The 668-nt window shown below is 35.8% G+C and carries 1 protein-coding gene; it reads right to left on the reverse strand.

Annotation, left to right across the window (positions count from 1 at the left end; translation table 11 throughout):
- On the reverse strand, nucleotides 1-515 hold a 515-nt coding region (locus tag JK130_RS16560; protein ID WP_218355436.1), incomplete at its 3' end, for an NAD(P)H-dependent oxidoreductase.
- Between the last annotated feature and the right edge of the window lie 153 nt (nucleotides 516-668).

Here is a 668-nt window from a genome sequence, read left to right on the forward strand (position 1 = left end):
ACCTCCCAACCCATGAATCCAAATATATCTTGATATAATCCTTGGATTTTATTTTGGTAATACTCCAGCTCTTCTTTAGAGTTAGCGCCACCTGTTGTTATTGAATACATAACTTTTTTAGGCTTAAGTGTTGCGTCTTTACCATAAGCAAAGCCAGAGGATAAAACACGATCTATCCAGCCTTTCAATATACTGGGAAAAGACCACCACCATAAAGGAAATTGAAAAATTAATAGCTCAGATGAAATTAACTTTTCTTGTTCTTTGCTGATGCTACTCTCAAAGGAGTTATTTGAAAGAGCTAGCCTCTGAGCTTTTGCTAATTGAAAAAACTCACCTACTGGAAAATTAGCTGTATCATCTTTCCCTGCAACAGGATTGAAGTTTTGTTTGTATAAGTCTGAAATTTCTAACTTAAAGTTTTCATTTTTAAATACATTTATTGCTGTTTGATGCAACGCAAAATTAAACGAACCTTGTTCTGGGTGTGCTACCACTAGATGAACTTTCACCATACTTCCTTAAAATGCATAGACACAATGACTCCCTGAGAAATGCTAGCCTCCGCATTTTCGTGGGTTAGCTAACAGTAAAACTGCTCACCAGAGCCATAATTAGTTTGTTCAATACTAAATCAATTTGGAGGCTAGCATGAACAAACATAGCAT

Source organism: Alteromonas lipotrueiana (assembly GCF_019249245.1).
In the GTDB taxonomy this organism is placed as follows: Bacteria; Pseudomonadota; Gammaproteobacteria; order Enterobacterales; family Alteromonadaceae; genus Alteromonas; species Alteromonas lipotrueiana.